Genomic DNA, 6,389 nt, shown 5'->3' with positions numbered 1-6,389 from the left:
CCTGCAGCTCTTTGTATGTCCATGATTAAATATGGTATGGATAGTTTGGATGGTCCAGATACAGATCCAGTTGTCGTTTTGGATATCATCAATCGGATTGTTGAAAAAAGTGTTAGTGACTCGATGTTTATATCGATGTTTTATGGAACATACGATACAGCATTAAGTGAATTCACATATGCATCCGCAGGACATGAGCCACCATTGTTCTATTGTGCTCACACAGGAGAGTTTAAAGAACTTCAGGCAAAAGGCTTATTGCTTGGCGTAGTTCCTAATGTCAAATACGAGCAACATTCTATTACGTTAGAAAAAGATGACTTTGTTGTAATGATGACCGATGGTGTAACGGAATGTCGTTCGAAGGAAGGCTTTATTGACCAAAATATAATACTAAGTATTATTGAAAGCGTAAAAGATAAGCCGGCTCAAGAAATGGTCGAATATGTATTCCATAAGCTAGAGGAATTGCAGGAATTTGAACAACGTGATGATTTTACTCTAGTCATATTCAAGAAATCGCTTTAAAAATGTTTAACATTGATTGTATCGTGGTATAGATACGTATATATAGTGAAAACGGGGGATAATTTGATAATGAATATATTAGTAGAACTACACGAAGAAGAGATGCGTGTCAAAGGAATTATTAAAGGTGAAATTGATGCATTTACTGCACCTTTATTAAGAGAAAAACTTTCAGAAATCAATTTAAAAGAAGATATACGTGTCGAGTTAAATTTAACTGACGTAACATATATGGATAGTACTGGATTGGGTGTATTTGTAGGTTTTTATAAAAGTGCTAAGGAGTCTAATGTCCATATGGAGTTAACAGGACTTTCACCTCGCCTTAAAAGATTGTTTGATATAACTGGGTTAGGGGATATTATGGACATTCAAGCGAGCGAAGAGGTGAAAATAGATGAAACCGTTTGATTATGTGGAGATTCGTTTGCCGGCAAAGCCTCAATATGTAAGTGTAGCACGTCTTACAATTTCAGGGCTGGCGAATCGTATGGGCTTTTCCTATGATGATATAGAAGATTTAAAAATTGCAGCGAGTGAAGCAATTACTAATGCAGTTCAGCATGCTTATGCAGAAGATGAGGACGGCGAAGTAGTAATTGGTTGTGCGTTATATTCTGATAGAATCGAAATTATGATTGCAGACCATGGAAAAAGTTTTAACTTTGAGGAAACAAAAGCGCAAGTGGGACCTTACCATGATTTAGAGGAGGGATCATTCTTACGTGAAGGAGGGCTTGGCTTATACCTTATCGAAACATTGATGGATGAAGTAAAAGTTCATCACCAAGAGGGTGTAACTGTATTTATGACGAAGCATGTCGGAGTAAAGCAGGTGGATGATAATGTCGAACACATCTCTTCCTAAAGAGTCAAAGGAACAAATATTAAAGTGGATTAAAGAGTATCAAACGACAGAAAGCGAAGAGGCTCAAACAAATCTGGTGTTAAACTACGAGCGTTTGGTTGAGTCGATTGCTCGTAAATATTCTAATGGTAAGTCTCATCATGAGGATATAGTTCAAGTAGGTATGCTTGGTCTATTAGGGGCTATTAGAAGATACGATCCGTCCTTTGGTAAAAACTTTGAAGCTTTTGCCATTCCGACGATTATAGGTGAAATTAAAAGATTTCTCAGAGACAAGACTTGGGCAGTCCATGTTCCAAGAAGAATTAAAGAATTAGGTCCACGTATTAGATCGGCAGTAGAAGTGCTAACAACTGAGTTTCAAAGATCTCCCTTAGTCCCTGAAATTGCAGATTATCTTGATGTAGAAGTTGAAGATGTTCTAGAAGCAATGGAAATGGGCAAAAGCTATCAAGCATTGTCGATGGATCATTCCTTAGAATCCGATGCAGATGGTAGTACTATAACGTTGTTTGATGTAATTGGTCAGACAGATGGGGAATTTGAAAAAACGGATCAGCGCTTACTTGTAGCCGAAGCTTTTAATGTGTTGTCTGAAAGAGAAAAAGAGATAATTTTACTTACATACATGGAGCAGCTGAGTCAGAAAGAAACAGGCGACCGTCTCGGTATTTCGCAAATGCATGTATCGAGAATTCAGCGCAAAGCAATAAAGAAATTACAAGAGGCAATATTATCGTCAGGTGGAATTGTAAATTGATAAACTACTCAGATGAAAAAGTCGAGTTGCTAGTCTTTCAGGAAGCAAAAACAGGGAATGCGGAATCTGGTGATACTTACTATGTATCTAAGCATGAAGATTTTATGCTTTGTGCAATTGCAGATGGATTAGGAAACGGTCCAATAGCAAAAGAATCAGCTGATGTAATACCAAACATTTTAGAACAATATCCTGAAGAGACATTGGATAACTTATTGTTAAAATGCAATGAGCTTATGGTACAAAAACGAGGAGCAGCCGTTGCACTTGTGAAAATAGATTATAAAGCTCAAACTATATCATATAGCTGTGTAGGCAATATAAAGTTTTATATGTACCAACGCTCCACAGGAAAAATGATTTATCCATTGCCTGTTATGGGATATCTGTCAGGACGTAAACAAAAGATTAATACACAAACATACCCATGTGCCAAAGATGACTTGTTCCTTTTGCATTCTGATGGAGTAGTGATGAAGAGTCCAAAGTCCACTATTAAGGAATCTAGCGGTACTAAATGTTTGTACGAAACAGTTTATAAAGAAATAGAACATGGCGATGACGCCACATTCATTGTAGGAAGCTTACTCTCATAATTAAAGGGTAAGCTTTTTTGCTGCGTTCAGTATATGTTAAAATAAGGTTAGAAAGAAAGGATGGGTTTGTTTTGGAACTAAAGAAAATGCTTCAGCTCGTATCCAAAGAGACGGGCACTAAATCATCTCAAGCAGAGCAAGTAATAAAATTATTAGAAGAAGGAAACACAGTTCCTTTTATAGCTCGATATCGTAAAGAACAAACAGGCTCGTTAGATGAAGTGCAAATAAAAGCAATAGAAGATCGTTATCATTATATCCAACAGCTCGAACAACGCAAAGAGGAAGTTCTACGATTAATAGAAGAACAAGGAAAACTTACTGAAGAACTTACTGCTTCTATACAAAACGCGACTGTCCTTCAACGAGTAGAGGATCTGTATAGACCGTACAAACAGAAACGTAGAACGAAAGCTACTATAGCAAAAGAAAAAGGACTGGAACCTTTAGCTACTGAACTACTTGGATTCCCAAAAGAATCTATTCAAACCCTAGCAGAGGCTTATGTAAATGAAGAATTAGAGGTAATGACTACTGAGGATGCGTTTCAAGGTGCTCGTGATATATTAGCTGAACAGTTTGCAGATGATGCTAAAATACGGGAGCAAATACGTAACCTAACACGCACCGACGGAAGAATTGTATCCTCTTTGAAAAAAGCAGAGCTTGATGAAAAAAATGTCTATGAAATGTATTACGAATATGAAGAGCCAGTGAAAAAAATAGTGCCTCATCGAATTCTTGCCTTAAATCGTGGTGAAAAAGAGGATGTACTTAAAGTTGGTCTACAAACACCACAGGACAAAATTTTAAGAGTAATGGAAGCACAATGGATACCAAATCATTCTACTAGTGAAGCAGTGGAACAGGTGAAGGTAGCGATAGAGGATTCATATAAGAGATTAATTCAACCTTCTGTAGAAAGAGAAATTCGCGCTGAGCTTACAGAAAAAGCTGAAGCGCAGGCTATTCATATTTTTTCTGAAAATCTACGTAACCTCTTACTTCAGCCACCATTAAAAGGAAAAGTGGTGCTTGGAGTGGATCCGGCCTACCGTACTGGCTGTAAACTTGCAGTGGTTGATGATACAGGTAAGCTATTAGAGGTATCTGCCATTTACCCTCACGCACCTAAAATGGATATAGAAGGCTCGAAAAAGAAAGTTCTTTCTTACCTTAAGAATTATCCAATCTCTCTGATAGCGATAGGAAATGGTACGGCATCTCGTGAAACAGAACAATTCATTGTAGATTGCCTGAAGGAAGTAACAGGAGAAGTAGCGTACGTAATTGTCAATGAAGCAGGTGCCTCGGTGTACTCAGCTTCAGAAACAGCAAGAAACGAGTTTCCCGACCTTCAAGTTGAGCAACGAAGTGCCGTATCTATCGCTAGAAGACTACAAGACCCTTTAGCAGAGTTGGTAAAAATAGATCCAAAGGCAGTAGGTGTGGGACAATACCAGCATGATGTGTCACAAAAGAAACTGTCGGAATCTCTTTCTTTTATAGTAGAGACTGCGGTTAACCAAGTAGGCGTAAATGTAAACACAGCATCAGCTTCATTACTTCAATACGTGTCTGGCCTTTCTAAAACGGTAGCAGAGAATGTAGTGAACATGCGAAACGAACAAGGACGCTTCACTTCAAGAGCTCAGCTCAAGAAAATTCCTCGTCTTGGAGCTAAAACATATGAACAGGCAATTGGTTTCCTACGTGTTCCAGACGCTAAAAATCCGTTAGATGCAACAGGAATTCACCCGGAAAGCTATAAGGCAGCGGAACAAGTCCTTGAAATTGCAGGGCTAACGAAAAGCCAAATAGGCTCTAAGGAAGCAGAAGAAGCACTAAAAACTATTTCTATAGAAGAAACTAGTAAAGAATTAGGGATTGGTGAGATTACGTTAAAAGATATTTTGGATGCATTGATTAAGCCAGCACGAGATCCACGTGAAGCTTTCCCGCAGCCATTACTTAAAAAAGATGTACTAAAGTTAGAGGATCTAAAAGCAGGAATGGAGCTTCAAGGTACAGTTCGAAATGTAGTCGACTTCGGCGCCTTTGTAGATATAGGTGTTAAACAAGATGGACTTGTACACATCTCCAAGCTTAAAAAAGGATTTGTAAAGCATCCTTTAGATGTAGTCTCCCTTGGGGATATCGTTACTGTATGGGTAGAACAGTTTGATGCGAACAAAGGAAGAATTGCATTAACGATGCTGCCGCCGGAACAACAAGTCTAATAATAATCAGAGTTGTCCATTGATGAACATCAGTGGACAAGCTCTTTTATCTAGGAGAGAGTATAGTGACTGATGAACAATTGAGTGAATTAGTAAGTAGCATATCCATACAGATCTTTAAAAGAAAGTTTCACCATAAAGCTTATTTCAATAAAAGACTGCGCAGTACCGGCGGAAGGTATATGTTAAGAACACATATGATTGAAATAAACCCTCTAGTGTTAGAGAAACATGGAATGAACGAATTAATTGGAGTTATTAAGCATGAGCTATGTCATTATCACTTACATATAGAAGGGAAAGGGTATAAACATAGAGATGCAGATTTTCGTCAGCTTCTAAAACAAACAGATTCACCTAGATTTTGTTCTACTCTCGTAGATCCTAAAAATCAAAAACGTACTAAATTGTATGTGTATGAGTGCGCAAAATGTGGTTTGTTATATAGACGGAAGATTCGAGTAAATACGCAGAAATTCAAGTGTGGCAAGTGTTTTGGCGAGCTTCATTTAAGTTCTTTTAAAAAAATGAAAGAAATTTGATGAAAAGTGTTGACGTTTGTCCAAACCCTCTCTATAATAGAAAAAGTCGAGTAGAACAAAACGACATAAATTATTCCGAAGTAGCTCAGTGGTAGAGCAATCGGCTGTTAACCGATTGGTCGTAGGTTCGAGTCCTACCTTCGGAGCCATCTTTAAATGGCCCCTTGGTCAAGCGGTTAAGACACCGCCCTTTCACGGCGGTAACACGGGTTCGAATCCCGTAGGGGTCACCATTTAATTGAATTAAAGATACATAGGTCCCGTGGTGTAGCGGTTAACATGCCTGCCTGTCACGCAGGAGATCGCCGGTTCGATCCCGGTCGGGACCGCCATGTTGGGGTATAGCCAAGCGGTAAGGCAACGGATTTTGATTCCGTCATGCCCTGGTTCGAATCCAGGTACCCCAGCCATTTCGTTTCGTGAGCCATTAGCTCAGTTGGTAGAGCATCTGACTTTTAATCAGAGGGTCGAAGGTTCGAGTCCTTCATGGCTCATCATATTACAATAATTGTTGACAAGCTCATGAGAGTAAGTTATAATAAACAGCTTCCCATTTTATAACTACGCGGTCGTGGCGGAACGGCAGACGCGCTAGGTTGAGGGCCTAGTGGGGGTTAACCCCGTGGAGGTTCAAGTCCTCTCGGCCGCACCAAGCATTGTCTCTTACTAAGCGCCCGTAGCTCAATTGGATAGAGCGTCTGACTACGGATCAGAAGGTTGTGGGTTCGACTCCTGCCGGGCGCGCCAAATAAACAATTATTTAATATATTATATATGCGGGTGTAGTTTAGTGGTAAAACCTCAGCCTTCCAAGCTGATGATGAGAGTGCGATTCTCTTCACCCGCTCCAATTAT

The 6,389-nt window shown here is 39.2% G+C and carries 7 protein-coding genes and 8 tRNA genes; all 15 read left to right on the top strand.

All coding sequences use genetic code 11. From position 1 onward, the window contains the following. Positions 1-528: PP2C family protein-serine/threonine phosphatase (locus tag AC06OU_RS07190; protein ID WP_475854934.1), on the top strand; the 528-nt coding region annotated here is incomplete at its 5' end. A 69-nt stretch (positions 529-597) separates the two neighbouring features. After that, complete coding sequence (locus tag AC06OU_RS07185; RefSeq protein ID WP_475854932.1) at positions 598-939, top strand: anti-sigma factor antagonist; 342 nt, start codon at positions 598-600, stop codon at positions 937-939. Then, on the top strand, positions 926-1,396 hold the full coding sequence (gene rsbW, locus AC06OU_RS07180; RefSeq protein ID WP_251553344.1) for an anti-sigma B factor RsbW: 471 nt from the start codon (positions 926-928) through the stop codon (positions 1,394-1,396). The genes AC06OU_RS07185 and rsbW overlap by 14 nt, the downstream gene beginning before the upstream one ends. Next, complete coding sequence (gene sigB, locus AC06OU_RS07175; protein WP_169360992.1) at positions 1,374-2,156, top strand: RNA polymerase sigma factor SigB; 783 nt, start codon at positions 1,374-1,376, stop codon at positions 2,154-2,156. Before rsbW ends, sigB begins: the two co-directional genes overlap by 23 nt. After that, a complete protein-coding gene (locus AC06OU_RS07170; protein WP_251553346.1) occupies positions 2,153-2,752 on the top strand; it encodes a PP2C family serine/threonine-protein phosphatase in 600 nt (199 codons plus the stop codon). Before sigB ends, AC06OU_RS07170 begins: the two co-directional genes overlap by 4 nt. Positions 2,753-2,823: 71 nt before the next feature. Next, positions 2,824-4,992, top strand: coding sequence for a Tex family protein (locus AC06OU_RS07165; RefSeq protein WP_475854930.1), 2,169 nt, complete (start codon positions 2,824-2,826; stop codon positions 4,990-4,992). Positions 4,993-5,057: 65 nt separating this feature from the next. Further along, positions 5,058-5,534: a SprT family protein gene (locus AC06OU_RS07160; protein ID WP_475854928.1), complete on the top strand. Its 477-nt coding sequence runs from the start codon at positions 5,058-5,060 to the stop codon at positions 5,532-5,534. A 74-nt stretch (positions 5,535-5,608) separates the two neighbouring features. Then, positions 5,609-5,683: transfer RNA gene (locus tag AC06OU_RS07155), tRNA-Asn, on the top strand. Between the two features lie 9 nt (positions 5,684-5,692). Further along, a tRNA-Glu gene (locus AC06OU_RS07150) sits at positions 5,693-5,767 on the top strand. 23 nt (positions 5,768-5,790) lie between these two features. Next, positions 5,791-5,866 (top strand) — tRNA-Asp (locus AC06OU_RS07145). Positions 5,867-5,869: 3 nt separating this feature from the next. Further along, positions 5,870-5,944 (top strand) — tRNA-Gln (locus AC06OU_RS07140). A gap of 11 nt (positions 5,945-5,955) precedes the next feature. Continuing rightward, positions 5,956-6,028 (top strand) — tRNA-Lys (locus AC06OU_RS07135). Positions 6,029-6,099: 71 nt separating this feature from the next. Further along, positions 6,100-6,186 (top strand) — tRNA-Leu (locus AC06OU_RS07130). Positions 6,187-6,204: 18 nt separating this feature from the next. Continuing rightward, positions 6,205-6,281, top strand: a tRNA-Arg gene (locus tag AC06OU_RS07125). A gap of 29 nt (positions 6,282-6,310) precedes the next feature. Continuing rightward, positions 6,311-6,384: transfer RNA gene (locus AC06OU_RS07120), tRNA-Gly, on the top strand. The last annotated feature ends 5 nt before the right edge of the window (positions 6,385-6,389 follow it).

This window comes from Psychrobacillus sp., assembly GCF_056205495.1.
This window is presented reverse-complemented; position numbering and strand designations above follow the sequence as displayed.